This window comes from Streptomyces atratus (assembly GCF_014648655.1).
Classification (GTDB): Bacteria; Actinomycetota; Actinomycetes; order Streptomycetales; family Streptomycetaceae; genus Streptomyces; species Streptomyces atratus.
On sequence record NZ_BMRN01000002.1, the window covers coordinates 507,439 to 521,646 of the forward strand.

The 14,208-nt window shown below is 71.4% G+C and carries 13 protein-coding genes and 1 pseudogene; 7 read left to right on the forward strand and 7 right to left on the reverse strand.

Going from position 1 to position 14,208, the window contains the following annotated elements; all coding sequences use genetic code 11:
- Positions 1–50: 50 nt before the first annotated feature.
- Positions 51–1,316 (forward strand): annotated as a pseudogene (locus tag IEZ15_RS05255) (MFS transporter).
- A 168-nt stretch (positions 1,317–1,484) separates the two neighbouring features.
- Here IEZ15_RS05255 and IEZ15_RS05260 read toward each other — a convergent pair.
- From IEZ15_RS05260 to IEZ15_RS05270, 3 genes are all read right to left on the reverse strand, one after another.
- A complete protein-coding gene (locus tag IEZ15_RS05260) occupies positions 1,485–2,846 on the reverse strand; it encodes a carboxyl transferase domain-containing protein (RefSeq protein ID WP_189274575.1) in 1,362 nt (453 codons plus the stop codon).
- On the reverse strand, positions 2,839–4,224 hold the full coding sequence (locus tag IEZ15_RS05265; protein ID WP_189274718.1) for an acyl-CoA synthetase: 1,386 nt from the start codon (positions 4,222–4,224) through the stop codon (positions 2,839–2,841). Before IEZ15_RS05265 ends, IEZ15_RS05260 begins: the two co-directional genes overlap by 8 nt.
- Positions 4,225–4,512: 288 nt before the next feature.
- Positions 4,513–5,721: an MFS transporter gene (locus IEZ15_RS05270; protein WP_189274577.1), complete on the reverse strand. Its 1,209-nt coding sequence runs from the start codon at positions 5,719–5,721 to the stop codon at positions 4,513–4,515.
- 136 nt (positions 5,722–5,857) lie between these two features.
- Between IEZ15_RS05270 and IEZ15_RS05275 the strand changes: the two genes are divergently transcribed.
- Positions 5,858–6,289: an Lrp/AsnC family transcriptional regulator gene (locus IEZ15_RS05275; RefSeq protein ID WP_093897145.1), complete on the forward strand. Its 432-nt coding sequence runs from the start codon at positions 5,858–5,860 to the stop codon at positions 6,287–6,289.
- On the opposite strand, the gene IEZ15_RS05280 is transcribed toward IEZ15_RS05275, so the two are convergent.
- From IEZ15_RS05280 to IEZ15_RS05290, 3 genes are all read right to left on the reverse strand, one after another.
- Complete coding sequence (locus IEZ15_RS05280) at positions 6,267–7,892, reverse strand: GAF domain-containing protein (RefSeq protein ID WP_189274579.1); 1,626 nt, start codon at positions 7,890–7,892, stop codon at positions 6,267–6,269. The genes IEZ15_RS05275 and IEZ15_RS05280 overlap by 23 nt on opposite strands.
- Positions 7,893–7,913: 21 nt before the next feature.
- The gene (locus IEZ15_RS05285; RefSeq protein WP_189274581.1) at positions 7,914–8,951 is read right to left on the reverse strand and encodes a rod shape-determining protein; all 1,038 of its coding nucleotides are present in this window, start codon (positions 8,949–8,951) and stop codon (positions 7,914–7,916) included.
- 148 nt (positions 8,952–9,099) lie between these two features.
- Positions 9,100–9,666 (reverse strand): hypothetical protein, encoded by a 567-nt coding sequence (locus IEZ15_RS05290; RefSeq protein WP_189274583.1) that lies wholly within the window; start codon positions 9,664–9,666, stop codon positions 9,100–9,102.
- A gap of 78 nt (positions 9,667–9,744) precedes the next feature.
- Between IEZ15_RS05290 and IEZ15_RS47640 the strand changes: the two genes are divergently transcribed.
- Complete coding sequence (locus IEZ15_RS47640; RefSeq protein WP_189274585.1) at positions 9,745–10,497, forward strand: SCO2400 family protein; 753 nt, start codon at positions 9,745–9,747, stop codon at positions 10,495–10,497.
- 41 nt (positions 10,498–10,538) lie between these two features.
- Here IEZ15_RS47640 and IEZ15_RS05300 read toward each other — a convergent pair whose 3' ends face one another.
- A complete protein-coding gene (locus IEZ15_RS05300; protein ID WP_189274587.1) occupies positions 10,539–10,982 on the reverse strand; it encodes a MarR family winged helix-turn-helix transcriptional regulator in 444 nt (147 codons plus the stop codon).
- A 151-nt stretch (positions 10,983–11,133) separates the two neighbouring features.
- Here IEZ15_RS05300 and IEZ15_RS05305 point away from each other — a divergent pair, with 151 nt between their 5' ends.
- The 4 genes from IEZ15_RS05305 to IEZ15_RS05320 all read left to right on the forward strand — a co-directional run bounded on the left by IEZ15_RS05305 (position 11,134) and on the right by IEZ15_RS05320 (position 14,196).
- Positions 11,134–12,153: an NADP-dependent oxidoreductase gene (locus IEZ15_RS05305; RefSeq protein ID WP_189274589.1), complete on the forward strand. Its 1,020-nt coding sequence runs from the start codon at positions 11,134–11,136 to the stop codon at positions 12,151–12,153.
- Positions 12,154–12,242: 89 nt separating this feature from the next.
- Positions 12,243–12,671, forward strand: a complete 429-nt coding sequence (locus tag IEZ15_RS05310; protein WP_189274591.1) for an organic hydroperoxide resistance protein — start codon at positions 12,243–12,245, stop codon at positions 12,669–12,671.
- A gap of 109 nt (positions 12,672–12,780) precedes the next feature.
- Positions 12,781–13,572 carry an EI24 domain-containing protein gene (locus IEZ15_RS05315; RefSeq protein WP_189274593.1) on the forward strand — a complete coding sequence of 264 codons (792 nt, stop codon included), beginning with the start codon at positions 12,781–12,783 and terminating at the stop codon, positions 13,570–13,572.
- Between the two features lie 15 nt (positions 13,573–13,587).
- The gene (locus IEZ15_RS05320; protein WP_189274596.1) at positions 13,588–14,196 is read left to right on the forward strand and encodes a LysE family translocator; all 609 of its coding nucleotides are present in this window, start codon (positions 13,588–13,590) and stop codon (positions 14,194–14,196) included.
- The last annotated feature ends 12 nt before the right edge of the window (positions 14,197–14,208 follow it).

Genomic DNA, 14,208 nt, shown 5'->3' on the forward strand with positions numbered 1-14,208 from the left:
GCCCGATGGGGACCGGACCACCGGACACACGCGGGTCGTTACCATCCGCTGTGACCGGAACAGCCGAAGAACCTGCACACCGCACACGAATACTCGCCGATCTGACGCCGCTGCGGACCTCCCCCGACTACCGGCGGCTCTGGTTCGGGAACATGGTATCCTGAATCGGGCAGGGAATGACGGCGCTCGCCGTCTCGCTCCAGGTCTACGACATCACCGGGTCCGCCTTCTCGGTCGGGCTCATCGGGTTCTGTTCGTTCCTGCCGCTGGTCGTCTTCGGGCTGTACGGCGGGGCCGTCGCGGACACCATCGACCGCCGCAAGCTGGGACTGGCCGGCTCCGCGGGGTCGTTCGTCCTCTCCGTCGGGCTGGTCGCCGCCACCGTCGCCGGGGTGGAACAGGTGGGGCTGCTGTACGCGATCGTCGCCCTGCAGGCGGCCTGCTTCGCCGTCAACTCACCGGCCCGCAGCTCGATGATCGCCCGGCTGCTCCCGGCCGAGCAGCTGCCCGCCGCCAACGCACTCAACTCCATGACCGGAACCACCGGCACGCTGGTCGGGCCGATGCTCGGCGGGATCGTCGTCGGGTGGTGGGGGTACCGGGCCGCGTACACCGTCGATGTCATCACTTTCACCGCCTCGCTGTACGCGATGTGGCGGCTTCCCTCGATGCTTCCGGAGCGGGAGGAGGGCGCGGGCGGCAGACGGGCATCCGTCGCGGACGGGCTGCGCTTCCTCGGGACCAGGCCCAATCTGCGGATGACCTTCTTCACCGACCTGTGCGCCATGGTGCTGGCCCATCCCCGGGCGCTGTTCCCCGTCGTCGCCGTCCTCTGGTACGGCGGTGACGCGAAGACCACCGGGCTGCTGGTCGCCGCTCCCGCGCTGGGTGCGCTGCTCGGCGGGGTGTTCTCCGGATGGCTGGGACGCATCCGCCGCCACGGCCTCGCCGTGCTCCTGGCCGTCGCCTCCTGGGGCACCGCCATCGCGATCTTCGGGCTGACCCGTCAGCTCTGGCTCGGGCTGATCTTCCTCGCGCTCGCCGGGTGTGCGGACACCACGTCGATGGTCTTCCGGAACACCATGCTCCAGGCGGCCGTGCCGGACGAGATGCGAGGACGGCTGCAGGGCGTGTTCATCGTCGTCGTGGCGGGCGGACCGAGGCTCGGCGACTTTCTGGCCGGATCGGTCGCCGATCTGGCCTCGCCCGGCCTGGCGGTGACCGGCGGCGGGATCGCCTGTGTCGTCGCCGTATCGCTGCTGGGACTGCGGTGGCGCGGCTTCGCGCGGTACGACGCGAAGGACCCGCAGCCCTGACGGCTCAGAGCCTGTCGGGTGACCTCCGACCGGGCGGCCACGCCCTGGCACGCACGCTTCCCGCGTTGTCGTCAGTCACCAACGCTCCGCGTTGACTCCCTCCTCCGCCTTGGAATCGCACGCACCAGACCGCGTCCGCTATCCGATCGGAGGTCACCCGACAGGCTCTCAGTCCTCGGACGGATCCGGCCGCACCACGGCGCGGGCGATGCCGAGCTCCACCAGATCCTGGGGGCGCAGCCGCAGCTGGTCGGCCGTGGCACGCACCTCGTCCGGGGTGCGCTTCAGGATCGCCGCCGCCGATTCCGGGGCGATCACCGAGAAGTAGCTGTCCTGGGTGACATAGGTGTTCCCCGGTGCCGCCAGGGCCAGTGCGCCGCCCGAACCGCCCTCGCCGATCACCAGCGTCGTGACGGGGACCCTGGCCTCTGCTATCGCCGCGAAGGTGCCGGCGATGGCCGCGCCCGCGCCCGCCCGTTCCGCCTCGGCGTCGTTCGCCGCGCCCGGGGTGTCGATCAGGGTGAGCACGGGAACACCGAGCCGGTCGGCCAGCCGGATCACCCGGGCCGCCGTGCGGTAGCCGGCCGGGCGGGTCGCGGTGCCGCACTGGGCGACGTACGCGATCGTCCGGCCGTCGCGCCGCCCGAAACCGCAGCGCAGCCCCGGATCCGTACCACCGCAGCGGTCGCCGCCGAGCGGGAGCCGGTGGTCGAAATACGCGTCCAGATACGCCTCGGCACGCGGCCGGGAGGGGGAGCGGGCCTGCCGGACCGCGTCCCAGCCGGTCACCGGGAGACCGGTGGCGGACAGGGCGTCCGGCACCGGAGCGGGGCCCAGGGCCGGGGAACCGGGTGCGTGGAGCGCCTGCAGCCAGCGGGCCACTGTCTCCGGGAGCTCGTCCGGCGGGACGACGGCGTCGATCTGGCCCGCGGCCAGCTGGCCCTCGGCGGTGTACGCGTGAGGGTCCGCGTCCGCGGGCCGCACCCGGGACCCGGCGAACCCCACCTGGGCGCCCGGCAGCGCCAGGATCACATCGGCGCCCGCGCCCAGCGTTGCCCAGCCGCCGCCCGTCGTCGGATCACGCAGGACCGCGAGCTGAGCGGGGCCGGCCGCCCGCAGCCGTGCCGAGGCGCGGGCCACGCGCTGCAGCTGGGTCAGTGCGACCATGCCCTCCTGCATCCGGCTGCCGCCCGTCGCGATGAGCGAGACCAGCGGAAGCCCCCGGGTCCGGGCGGCCTCGTACGCGGCCTCCAGCAGGTCCCCGGTGCGCCGCCCGAGTGAGCCGCCCAGGAATCCGAACTCGAACGAGACCAGGACACAGCTCCGGCCGCCGATGGAGGCGAGGCCGTGGACGACGGACTCCTCCTCGCCGGTACGAGCGGCGGCCCGGGCCCGGGAGTCGGCGTACCCGGCCCAGGACAGGGGCCCGTCCCCATCCGTGTCGTGGTCGGCCACGCCGGATTCGACGAGCTCCTCGAACTCGGTGGTGAGGGCCGCGATCGCCGCCCTCGCCGTCAGCCGGTCACGCATGGAGCGACCGCTTCATGATCTTGCCCAGGTCGTTGCGGGGCAGTGCGTCCAGGTAGCGGACCGTGCGCGGGCGCTTGTGCGGGGACAGCTGGGCGGCCACATGGTCCGCGAGCTCGTCCTTGGTCGGGGGTGAGGCGGGGTCGGCCGGCACCACCCAGGCGACGATCCGCTCGCCCAGATCCGGGTCCGGTTCACCGGTGACGGCGGCCTCGTGGACACCGGGGTGATCGAGGAGCGCGTTCTCGATCTCACCGGCGCCGATCTTGTACCCGCCGCTCTTGATCAGATCGGTGGCCTTGCGGCCGACGATCCTGACATAGCCGTCGGTGTCACGGGTGGCCATGTCTCCCGTACGGAACCAGCCGTCCTCGGTGAGCGCGGCGGCCGTGGCGTCGGGTCGGTTCAGATAGCCGGTGAAGAGGTTCGTACCGCGCACCTGGATCTCGCCGATGGCGTCGGGATCGGTGAGGACGGTGCCGTCCTCCTCGACCAGGCGGAGCTCGACGCCGCGCAGGGGTGCGCCGACCGTGCCGGGGCGTGGTTCGCCGTCGGCCCGGACGCCCGTGTTCATCAGGGTCTCCGTCATGCCGTACCGCTCGATGACCCGGCGGCCGGTCGCCGCCGCGATCCGCTCGTGGTCGTGGACCGGCAGTGCGGCAGACCCGGACACCAGCAACCGGGCCCCGGCCAGCGCCTTCGCCAGCTCGGCCGCACCGGGGGCGGAACCGTCGAGGGCCTCGGCCAGCCGGTGGTACATCGTCGGTACGCCGAAGAGCATCGTGCCGCCGGACGACAGCTCCCGGGCCACACCGCCGGTGGAGAACCTGCCCAGGTGCCGCACCGATCCGCCACGGCGCAGCGGACCGAGCACTCCCAGGATCAGACCGTGCACATGGAACAGCGGCAGGGCGTGGACGAGCACGTCGTCGCCGGTCCACTGCCAGGCGTCCTCCAGCGCGTCCAGCGACGCAGCGATCGCCCGCCGCGGCAGGATCGCGCCCTTGGGCGGGCCCGTGGTGCCGGAGGTGTAGACGATCAGCGCGGGGGACTCGGGGGAGGGCTCCGGGAGCGCGGCGCCGCCGCCCTCGCCGTCCGGGGCCGTGTCGACATCGATACGGTCCAGCGTGTCCAGCACCGGCGGGAGCACGTCGCCCGCCCCGGCCAGCACCACGGTCGGTTCGCTGTCGGCCACGATGTGCGCGAGTTCGCGCGTGCCCGTCTTCGGGTTGAGCGGCACCGCCGGCACCCCGGCCCGCAGCGCGGCCACGACGGCGACCACGGTCTCGGGCGTGGGCGTGGCCCAGACGGCGACCCGTCCGGCACCACTGAGACGCGCGGCGAGCGAGGTGGAGGCGGCGGCCAACCGGTCGTACGTCATGGTGTGTTCGCCGAATCGGGTGGCTTCCCGGGCGGAACCGTCATCCGGCACAAACAGAAGAGGAGTCACCTGCCGCACCCTAGCCCGGCACCCCTGGGCCCGTCCGCCGACCGGTTCACCCTCAACCGCCGGACGGGCTCAAAAGATGTCCTCGGACGCCGGACGCGCCCGAAGCTGCCCCGGCCGGCTCCGAAGAAGCCACCGACCCGGCGAGACCACCGAGCCCGTCCGGCGTCCGAGGACGGAACCCGTTGCGTTGGGGCACCCGAACCCGCGTGAAGCCGAGCCCTACTGCCGCTGAAGCCCCCGCATGCGCCCGTACGCGTACACACACCCCGCCAGTGCCAGATCCGACAGCAGCATGAAGCCGATCGAGTACGACCCCTTCGCGCTGTAGATCGCCCCCATCACCAGCGGCGGCACGAAGCCTCCCAGGCCCCCCATCGCGCCGACGATCCCGGTCACGCTGCCCACCTTCGCCTGGGGCGTCACCCGGGAGACCAGGGCGAAGACGCTGCCGCTCGCGGTGCCCAGGCCGGCCGCCATGCAGAGCAGTGCGATCGTGCCGCCGGGGGCCAGTTCCGGGTCGAAGGCCTGGACGATCGCCATCAGGGCGGCCAGGCCGAGCGCCGCCGCCGTGACCAGGGCCGGGTGGATGCGGTCCGAGAGCCAGCCGCCGATCGGCCGGAAGACGACCGTGACCAGGGCGAATCCGGCGGCCTTCGTACCGGCGTCGGTCGGTGAGAGGTCGTACCAGGTCTTCAGATACGTGGGGAGGTAGACACCGAACGCGACGATCCCGCCGAAGCCGATCGCATACAGCGCGGAAAGCTCCCAGGTGACCCGCAGCCGCCCCGCGTCACCCAGCCGATGGGCGAGCGAGTCGGTCGGTACCGGGCGGTCCGGGCGGTCGCTGACCAGCACCGCGGCCAGCGCCGCATACACCACGAGCGCCGCCGCGACCACCAGGAACGGCAGATTGTCGCCGTGTTCGGCGATCCGCGGGGTGAAGTACCCGGACAGGGCGACGCCGCCCATGCCCATGCCGAACACCCCGAGCGCGAGCCCCCGGCCGGCGGGCGGGAACCACGAGTTGACCAGCGGGATACCGATCGCGAACGTCGTGCCGCCCAGGCCCAGCAGAAAGCCCACGGCGAGCATCGCGCCATAGGAGTTCTTCGCCGGGATCAGCAGCAGCACCGGCACGACGGTGAGCGCCGAGATCAGCGGGAACATCAGCCGCGCGCCGTGCTTGTCGGTGAGCGCGCCCACCGGGATCCGGCCCAGCGAACCGACCAGCACCGGCACCGCGACCAGCAGCGACTGCTCGAACGAATTCAGGCCCAGCCGCTCCTTGTAGCCCCCGGCCATGGGCGCGATCAGATTCCAGGCCCAGAAGGTCAGCCCGAAACCGATCGTGGCCATCACGAGGTTGCGACGGGCGGCCGCGGACGGTGCCCCGACCGGGACAGGAGGCTGCTTGACAGCTGTATCCACCCATTCAGTCAAGGGCGGGCACACCCCATGGGCCCGTGGGGATGCGCCATGCGGGGCAACCGGCCGGGAACCGCGCAGAGAGCTCCAGATGCACCTTGCGAAGTCACAATCCGGACAAAGCTGCGACAATCGCAGTATGGACCGTCTGGACAGGGAAATCCTCGGCATCCTGCAGGAGGATGCCCGGATCTCGTACCGCGATCTGGGCGTACGGGTCGGGCTCAGCGCCAACGCCGCGGCCGACCGGGTGCGCCGACTGCGGCGCGACGGTGTCATCCGCGGCTTCACCGTGATCATCGACCCGGCCGCCGACACCCGTACGGGCCTTGTGGTCTTCATCGACGTGTCGCTGCGGATGGACACGACGAACGAGGTGTTCGAGCGGGCGGTGCTCGCCCTGCCCGGCATTACCGAAGTGGTGCATGTGACCGGCGGCCACGACTATCTCGTACGGGCCGCCGTCGCCGACACTGCAGCGCTGGACGGACTGCTGCGCAGGCTCAAGCGGGAGGCCGGCGTCGCCCACTCCAACACCCGCGTGGCGCTCAGAGCGGCGCCTGCCAGGTGAAGGTCGGTGAGCGCGAGCCGTCCTCGTCCCGGCCGTCGTCGGCGACCGCCAGCCGGACCGCGGCCCGCCCGTCCGGCAGCACGGCCGTCGCATCCACCTCCACCTCGATCGCCGATACCCCGGCCCGCCGGTGCGCGGTCGCGAGGGCGCTCCGCAGCGCGGCGAGCAGCCGCCGGTCCACGGGATCCCGGACCAATGTGTCGACCGCCCCGTCGAAGTGCACCGACGGCTGGAAGCCGAGGACGGCGGCGGCGCCCCTGGTCTCCCGCAGCACCCGGCCGCGGAACGTGGTGGGGACCTCGGCGGGCGGCTGCTGGAGGGTGAAGATCGCCGTCCGTACCTCCTGAATGGTGGAGTCCAGCTCGTCGACGGCCTTGCCGAGCAGCTCGTCCGACTCCGGGGCAGCGGCCCTGCGGCGGGTCGACTCCAGCATCATCTCGGTCGCGAAGAGCCGCTGGACGACGAGGTCGTGCAGATCGTGGGCGATCCTGTCCCGGTCCTCGTACACCGCGAGCTGTTCCCGGTCGTGCTGGGCGTCCGCCAGGACCAGGGCGAGTGCGGCCTGCGAGGCGAATTGGGAGGCCAGCTGCCGGTCCGCGGCCGTGTACGGGCGGTCGCCGCGCCGCCGGGGCAGGGCCAGGGTGCCGATCAGCCGCCCGCCGCTCTGCAGCGGCAGCATCATGCTGGGGCCGAACCGCGTCCGCACATGCGTCGTCATCCGCGGATCGGTCGCCGAGTCCTCGATGAACACCGGTTCGCCGCCCAGCAGTTGGACCAGCAAGGCGGAGCCGGGCTCGATGGTCGTACCGACGATCCCGGCCGGATCGTCGAGCGTGGACGCGGTGACGATCTCCATCCCGCCCTCCTTGTTCGGCTGGAGGATCACCCCGGCACAGGCGTCGGCGAGAACTCTGGCCCCCTCGGCGACGGTCATCAGCGCGTCGACCGCGTTCTCGCCGGTCAGCAGGGTGGTGGTGACGGCGGCCGCCCCCTCGATCCAGCGCTCCCGCTGACGGGCGGCCTCGTACAGCCGGGCATTGCCGATCGCGATTCCGGCCTGCGAGGCCAGCACCCGCATCAGCGCCATGTCCGCATCGGTGAAGTGGCCGGTGCGTTTCTCGGTGAGGTAGAGATTGCCGAACACCTGCTTCTGCACCCGGATCGGCGACCCGAGGAAGGAGTGCATCGGCGGGTGGCCGGGCGGAACCCCGCAGGAGCGCGGGTCGGTGGTCAGATCGTCCGAGCGCAGCGGCTCCGGTTCGTCGATGAGGACGCCGAGCATCCCCGAGTGCCCGTCCGGAAGGTGGCCGATGCGCTGCCGCTCGGTGTCGTCGAGCCCCGAGGTGAACAGCTCGCTGATGGTGCCGCGCTCGGTGTCGAGCACGCCGAGCGCACCGTACCGGGCCTCGGTCAGCGCGGCGGCGGTGTCCACGATCTGCTGGAGGGTGGCCCGCAGTTCCAGATCGGTGCCGACGCTCAGCACCGCTTCCAGGAGCATCGGCAGCCGGGGTGCCTGCGGAGTGCCGGACGCGGCGGCCGTCTCCTCGTCCGGGGGCCCGGCGGCCGTGTTCGCCGCCGACGTGTTCGCTGTCTCTTCGGTCATACGCCGCACCCCCCGCGGTGGTCAGCAGGCGAGCGGGTCGAGAACCAACGGCTCGATCTTCCCGTCCAGCATCGCACCGAGCCCCAGTACGGAACACACATCGGGCCGCTCGGCGATGTGCACGGGCACGCCCGTGGCATTCCGCAGCAGCTGTTCGAGACCGGGCAGCTGCGCGCTGCCGCCGACCATCATGATCCCGCAGTCGGCGATGTCGGCCACCAGGTCGGGCGGACAGTCGCGCAGGATCTTGCCGAGGCCGTCGAGCACCGCGGTCAGCGGCGCGTGGATCGCCTGACGCATCGCGGCGGTGTCGACCTGCACCGAGCGGGCCAGGCCGGTCGCCACGTCCCGGCCGTGGATCTCGGTCATGGCCGGCCCGTGCGCGCTCAGACCGCTGCCGCTGAGCGCCACCTGGAGCGGGCGTACGGACTGGCTCGGCAGCATCAGCTCGTGGTGCTGGCGCAGATGCTGGATCACCGCGTGATCGATGGCGTCGCCGCCGACCGGGATGCGTGCGGCGGTCACGATCGAACCGAGCGAGAGCACCGCGATCTGGGTGGTCGCCGCCCCGCACACCATGATCATGGAGGCGGTCGGCTGCTCGACGGGCAGCCCGCAGCCGACGGCCGCCGCGATCAGGGTGTCGACCAGTTCGACCCGCCGGGCGCCCAGACCCACCAGGGTCTCGACGGTGGCCCGCTGGGCGAGCGGATCGCTGTCGTGCGGGGTGCAGGCGGCGGCCCGCAGCCGTGGCTTGCGGCGCAGCTGGCGGCGGAGCTTGTCGCCGAGCAACTGGCGGAGCATGCGCTGGGCCATCTCGATGTCGATGACGGTTCCGCCGGTGACCGGGTGGACCACCTTGATGTAGTCGGGCGTGCGGCCCGTCATCTGTTCGGCGAGCGCGCCGACGGCGATGAGCGAGCCGGTACGGGTGTTCATGGCGGCGGCACTCGGTTCGTCGACGACGAGTCCGAGCCCCTTGACGTACACACGGGTCCGGGCGGCCCCGAGGTCGACGGCGACATGGCAACGGCGCAACTGCTCAAGGCTGACGGTCACGGCAGGTTCTCCCGAGAGCGCTGATTGGGGTACCGGCGGCAGCCGGCTCTCTTCGCATCGTGCGCCGTTCGGAGTCATTGCGCGCGGCGGGATGGGCCGTAGGAGGTACATAGCTGACGAACCGGCAGAAAAGTGCGGTACGGGGAAGTCAGCCGGGCAGCAGCCGCTGGAACAGCCCCCAAGTGAATTCGGCGACATACGGCTCACCCGTCCCGGGCGCGGTGATCGCGAGCGCCCACCGGGTCGGTGCGCTGCCTTCCATGGGGCGGGCCGGTGCGAAGGCCCGCGCGACCTCGTCCACCGTGCCCGACCAGGGACGCAGATCCTCGACCGTACGCAGCTCGGGGCCCGGCGCTCCCGGCGCCCGGACCAGCCATTCGTTCCATACGGCCCCGCCCGGCGCGACCATCACCTCGAACCGCAGATCCGGCCAGAGCGGCACCGGCCACAGCAGTGCGTCGCACTCCAGGTCGCCGATGGTGCGGTGTACGGACGACTCGGGCTCGCCGAGCACCGAACGGTAGCGGCGCAGGGTGCCCCGCCCGCGCGGCGCCCGCACCATGGCCTGCCAACGGCGGTTGGCCTCCCGCATCTCGGCGAGCGAGGCGCTCAGTTCCTGCCGGGCGTCGTCGACGAGGGCGGGTTGATGGTCGGCCATCCGGCGCAACAGGACGAGCTGGAACTCACGAGGGCCGAAATGCGCGGGCGAGGTCATGGAATCAACATTTCCACACAGGATCCTCACCTGAGCGGCTATCTACGTTGTCCTACAGGCATCTAATCTGCGGGCGCCATGGATTACTGCCACCCGTGTCAGCGGCATCTCAACGGTGCGCTGGCCTGTGCCGGATGCGGAACCCCCGCCGAGGCGCTGAGTCACTATGCGACGCCTGCCTTCTCCGGTCACGAACCGGATGCGGAGCGCGAGACGCCCGCGCCGTCCCAGCCCGGGGGCCGACGCCGCCGGGGGCACGGTGCTGCCCAGCCCGCGCGCGGCACACATGGTTCCCACAGGCCGGACCGGAGGGCCGGGGCGCAGGGTCGTGGCCGGCGTACGCACCGCCGCCGCGGCCGTACGGCCCTGCTCGTCGTGCTCGGCGTGGTGCTCGCGGCCGGGGCGCTGAGCCTGGCCGAGCTGGCCATCGAGCCGAAGGGCGACGACGGCGCCTCGGACTACGTACGCGAATCGACCTCGGCCACGACCGAGCCGGCCCCTGACCCCTCGGCGAGCGATGCGGTCGAGCCGCCCGGTCCCGTGGGCGGTCCGTCCGTGCTCCCGGCCACCGATTCCCATCCGGCCGCCGACGGCCGCCAGTCGAGCGCCGGCACCAGCCACTCGCGCCCGGCGGCGCCGGCCTCCACAGCGTCCTCCGCCCCCGCGGAGCCGTCCTCCGGTCCCACCGCCGGGGGAACGCCCCGCGACCCCTCGGGCTCCGCCCGGTCCAGCGGCGAACCGACGAAGTCGACGCCCCCGGCCTCGCCCGCCCCCACGCCCACACCGACCGAGTCCGAGTCGTGCTGGTGGATCCCGTGGTTCTGCCAGTGAGCGGTCCGCGCGGTCGCGTCGCCCCCGGCCGCCCCGCCTCCTCAGTCGTGGCGCGGGGCTGAATCGCCCAGCATCCGCCGCAGCAGGTCCCGCAGCATCGCCCGGTCCCCGTCCGACAGCTCGGCCAGCGGCTCCCGGGCGAAAGTGAGCGAATCGCGCAGCTGCTGCGCCGTTTGCGCACCCTTTTCCGTCGGGGCGGCCAGCTTCACCCGCCGGTCGGCCGGATCCGGCCTGCGCTCCACCAGGCCGCGCGTCTCCAGCCGGTCGACGATGCCGGTGACATTCGACGGCTCGCACTTCAGCTTCTGGGCGATCTTGCGCATGGGCATCGGCTCCAGGGAGAGCAGCCCGAGGACGCGCGCCTGGGCGCCGGTGAGGGAATGGGCCGCCGCGGCCTCGTCGTACTCCTCGTAGTAGCGCGCCACGACGGTGCCGATGAGCTCGACGACTTCGAGGGTCAGAGGGTCTGTACGAGTGGTGGCCATGACGCCCAGGATAGCCAGTTACTTGACAATATGAAATATTCAGGAGCATGGTTGTTTCACGTAATGAAGCATTTCGGCTTCCCCCGGCGGACCCCACCGGCCCGGGCGAAGCTTCCCCCACCCCGTAAGGCATCGAGGAGAACCAGAGCCCATGTCTGCAGCACTTCCCACGTCCAGCCGTGAATGGCACCTCGTCGCCCGCCCCCACGGCTGGCCGAAGGCCGAGGATTTCGCGCTGCGTGAGGCCCCGGTCACCGCTCCCGGCGAGGGTCGCGTCCTCGTCCGCAATCTGTACTTCTCGGTCGACCCGTACATGAGGGGCAGGATGAACGACGTGAAGTCGTACACCCCGCCCTTCAAGCTCGACCACCCCATGGAAGGCGGAGCGGTCGGCGAGGTCATCGCCTCGAACGCGGAGGGCCTCGCGGTCGGCGACCACGTCCTGCACGGTCAGGGCTGGCGCGAGTACGCCGACGTCCCGGCCGAGCACGCCGTGAAGGTCGACGCGTCGCTCGCCCCGCTCTCCGCCTATCTCGGCGTGCTCGGCATGACCGGCCTCACCGCCTACGCCGGCCTCTTCGAGGTCGCTTCCTTCAAGGAGGGCGACGTCGTCTTCGTATCCGGCGCCGCCGGTGCGGTCGGCAGCCAGGTCGGCCAGATGGCAAAGCTCAAGGGCGCCTCGCGGGTCATCGGCTCGGCCGGTTCCGACGAGAAGGTCAAGCTCCTCGTCGAGGAGTACGGCTTCGACGCGGCCTTCAACTACAAGAACGGCCCGGTCGCCGAGCAGCTGCGCGAGGCCGCCCCCGACGGCATCGACGTCTACTTCGACAATGTGGGCGGCGAGCACCTCGAAGCGGCGATCTCCTCGCTCAACCTGCACGGCCGCGTCACCGTCTGCGGAATGATCGCCCAGTACAACGCCACCGAGCCGACCCCCGGCCCGCGCAACCTCGCCCTGGTCATCGGCAAGAGGCTGCGCATCCAGGGCATGCTCGTCGGCGATCACGCCGCGCTCCAGCCGCAGTTCGTCCAGGACGTCGCCGGCTGGCTGGCCTCGGGCGAGCTGAAGTACCGGGAGACCTTCGTCGAAGGCATCGAGAACGGCTTCGACGCCTTCACGGGTCTGCTGCGTGGCGAGAACACCGGAAAGATGATCGTTTCCCTCGCCTGACAGAGGCTTCGGTGCACCCGTCAGGCTCCTCCACAGGCCGTCGCGATCGTTGGCGCGAGTCGCGGCGCACAGCAGAAGGAATTTCCGGCATGGCCATTCAGGACATCACTGTTGCCTACACCGCCGTCGCCACCGCCGAGAACGGCCGTGACGGCCGCGTCTCGTCCGACGACGGCAACCTCGACGTCATCGTCAACCCGCCCAAGGCCATGGGCGGAAGCGGCGCGGGCACCAACCCGGAGCAGCTCTTCGCGGCCGGCTACAGCGCCTGCTTCCAGGGAGCACTCGGCGTCGTGGCCCGTCAGGAGAAGGCCGACATCTCCGGCTCCACGGTGACCGCCGCGGTCTCCATCGGCAGGACCGCCGAGGGCGGCTTCGGCCTGGAGGTCGCGATCACCGCCACCATTCCGAACGTCGACACCGCGACCGCGCAGTCGCTCATCGAGAAGGCCCACCAGGTGTGCCCGTACTCGAACGCCACACGCGGCAACATCAAGGTCGGGCTGTCGGTCGCCTGACCGCTCGAAACCGGCCGAGGGCCGCACCCCCGCGGGGGTGCGGCCCTCGGCCGTGCCCCGGGCACACCGCGGCGGGAAAGGTCCCCGTCCCCACCAGTACGCTGACGCCATGCGTGATCTAGGGGTGGGCTTCGGCTACTTGATAAAGGGACAGCGATGGGTCGGCAGGCACGGACGCTGGTTCGGCTTCGGGCTGCTGCCCGGACTCGTCACCCTCGTCCTGTATGCGGCGGCGCTCGTCGGCCTCGGCTACGGCGCCGACAACCTGGTGTCCTGGGCGACCCCCTTCGCCGACGACTGGTCATCGCCCTGGCTCGGCCTGCTCCGTAACACCCTGACCGTGCTGGTCTTCGCCCTCGGTCTCTTCCTCGCCGTGATCACGTTCACCGCCGTGACGCTGCTGGTCGGCCAGCCCTTCTACGAGTCGCTCTCCGAGCAGGTCGACCGTACGGAAGGCGGCGAGGTCCCCGAGTCCGGCCTGCCGCTCTGGCGGGACCTGTGGATATCCGCCCGCGACAGCGTCCGCATCCTGGTGCGGGTGGGGCTGTACTCGGTGCTGCTCTTCGCCCTCGGATTCATTCCGGTCGTCGGCCAGACCGTCGTCCCCGTGATCGGCTTCTGCGTCACCGGCTACTTCCTCGCCGAGGAACTCACCGCCGTCGCCCTCCAGCGCCGCGGCATGGTCCTGAAGGACCGGCTCGTCCTGCTGCGCGGGCGCCGCATGCTGACCCTCGGCTTCGGCGTACCGCTGGGACTCGCCTTCCTCGTCCCGTTCGTCGCCGTGTTCCTGATGCCGGGCGCCGTCGCCGGAGCCACCCTGCTGGCGAGGGACCTGGTGGCGTCCGACGAGGACGGGGACGATGACGCGGACCCCGCCCCGTACACCCTCGACAAGGACTGAGGAGATTCCACGCCCGTGACCGAGATCATCGCTGTCGCCGTCATCACCGTCCTCGCCGTCATCAGTCCGGGCGCGGACTTCGCGATGGTCATCCGCAACAGCTGTCTCTACGGCCGCACGACAGGGCTCATGGCCGCCGCCGGGGTTGCCGCGGGCGTACTCGTCCACGTCACGTACACGATGCTCGGCGTCGGGCTGCTGATCGCCTCGTCCACCGCCCTGTTCACCGCGATCAAGCTGGTCGGCGCCGCCTATCTCGTCTACATCGGGCTGCGCACCTTCTTCGCCCGCGGCGATCTCGACGTCGACCTGGAGTCCAAGCCGCAGCTGACGCGGTTCGGGGCCCTGCGCACCGGCTTCCTCACCAACGCGCTGAACCCCAAGACCACGCTCTTCGTCGTGTCGACCTTCACCCAGGTCGTCGGGCCCGGAACCAGCGTGTGGCAGCAGGCCGGCTACGGGCTGTTCATGTCCGCCGCCCACTTCGGCTGGTTCGCCTTGGTCGCGCTGTTCTTCTCGAACTCGCGCCTGCGCACCTCGATGCTGAAGTGGCAGAAGGCCCTCAACCGGGGCATCGGGTCGGTGCTCGTCGGACTGGGCGTCACCCTGGGCCTGGCCCGCTGAGCGACGCCCCCG